The organism is Pseudomonas sp. (assembly GCF_050739655.1).
Lineage (GTDB): Bacteria > Pseudomonadota > Gammaproteobacteria > Pseudomonadales > Pseudomonadaceae > Aquipseudomonas.
On record NZ_JBOIBY010000017.1, the window covers coordinates 1 to 1,696 of the forward strand.

General features: G+C 56.8%; 1 protein-coding gene. It reads left to right on the top strand.

Annotated elements, in window-relative coordinates:
• Positions 1-45 precede the first annotated feature (45 nt).
• Positions 46-1,590 carry a F0F1 ATP synthase subunit alpha gene (gene atpA / locus ACRESJ_RS00835; protein ID WP_431756183.1) on the top strand — a complete coding sequence of 515 codons (1,545 nt, stop codon included), beginning with the start codon at positions 46-48 and terminating at the stop codon, positions 1,588-1,590.
• Positions 1,591-1,696: the final 106 nt, after the last annotated feature.

Below are 1,696 nucleotides of genomic sequence, written 5' to 3' on the forward strand. Positions count from 1 at the left end.
CTTGCCGAAGCATTGAAATCTTGAGTTTGAAGGGGCAGCAGAGCAATGCAGCAACTCAATCCTTCCGAAATAAGTGAAATTATCAAGGGCCGCATCGACAAGCTCGATGTGACCTCCCAAGCCCGTAACGAAGGCACTGTCGTCAGCGTATCTGACGGCATCGTGCGGATTCACGGTCTGGCCGACGTAATGTACGGCGAGATGATCGAGTTTCCGGGCGGCGTCTACGGTATGGCCCTCAACCTGGAGCAAGACTCCGTAGGTGCCGTTGTATTGGGTGCTTACCAGTCTCTTGCCGAAGGCATGAGCGCCAAGTGCACTGGCCGCATCCTCGAGGTTCCGGTTGGTAAGGAACTGCTGGGTCGCGTAGTCGACGCACTGGGTAACCCAGTTGACGGCAAAGGTCCGCTGAACAACACCGAGACCGACGCGGTCGAGAAAGTTGCTCCAGGCGTGATCTGGCGTAAGTCGGTAGACCAGCCTGTACAGACTGGCTACAAGGCTGTCGATGCCATGATCCCAGTCGGCCGTGGCCAGCGAGAGCTGATCATCGGTGACCGTCAGATCGGTAAAACCGCTCTGGCGATCGACGCGATCATCAACCAGAAAGACAGCGGCATTTTCTGCGTATACGTAGCAATCGGTCAGAAACAATCGACCATCGCCAACGTTGTTCGCAAGCTGGAAGAAAACGGCGCCCTGGCCAACACGATCATCGTGGCTGCCAGTGCTTCGGAATCTCCTGCGCTGCAATACCTGGCACCGTACTCCGGTTGCACCATGGGCGAATACTTCCGCGACCGCGGTGAAGACGCGCTGATCGTTTATGACGATCTGTCCAAGCAAGCAGTGGCTTACCGCCAGATTTCCCTGCTGCTGCGCCGTCCACCAGGCCGTGAAGCTTACCCAGGCGACGTGTTCTATCTCCACTCCCGTCTGCTGGAGCGCGCATCCCGCGTTTCGGAAGAGTACGTAGAGAAGTTCACCAACGGCGCAGTGACCGGCAAAACCGGTTCCCTGACCGCACTGCCGATCATCGAAACCCAGGCTGGCGACGTTTCCGCGTTCGTTCCGACCAACGTGATTTCCATCACCGACGGTCAGATCTTCCTGGAATCGGCCATGTTCAACTCGGGCATCCGCCCTGCAGTGAACGCCGGTGTTTCGGTATCCCGTGTGGGTGGTGCCGCTCAGACCAAGATCATCAAGAAGCTGTCCGGTGGTATCCGTACCGCTCTGGCTCAGTACCGTGAACTGGCGGCATTCGCCCAGTTCGCTTCTGACCTGGACGAAGCGACCCGTAAGCAACTTGAGCATGGTCAGCGCGTTACCGAGCTGATGAAGCAGAAGCAATACGCGCCAATGTCGATCGCCGACATGTCGCTGTCGCTGTATGCCGCTGAGCGTGGGTTCCTGACTGACGTCGAAATCACCAAGGTTGGCAGCTTTGAACAAGCGCTGATCTCCTACTTCAACCGCGATCACGCCGACTTGATGGCGAAGATCAACGTGAAGGGTGACTTCAATGACGAAATCGACACTGGCATCAAAGCCGGTATCGAGAAGTTCAAGGCCACCCAAACCTGGTAAGCCGCAGCGGGAGCCGCAAGGCTCCCGCTTGCTAACCTGATAGGTGTTACATGGCAGGCGCAAAAGAGATTCGCAGTAAGATTGCGAGCATCAAAAGCACGCAAAA

Excerpts from the sequence above, each read along its gene's own strand:
- atpA (WP_431756183.1), top strand. The coding sequence starts at position 46 with ATGCAGCAACTCAATCCTTCCGAAATAAGTGAAATTATCAAGGGCCGC.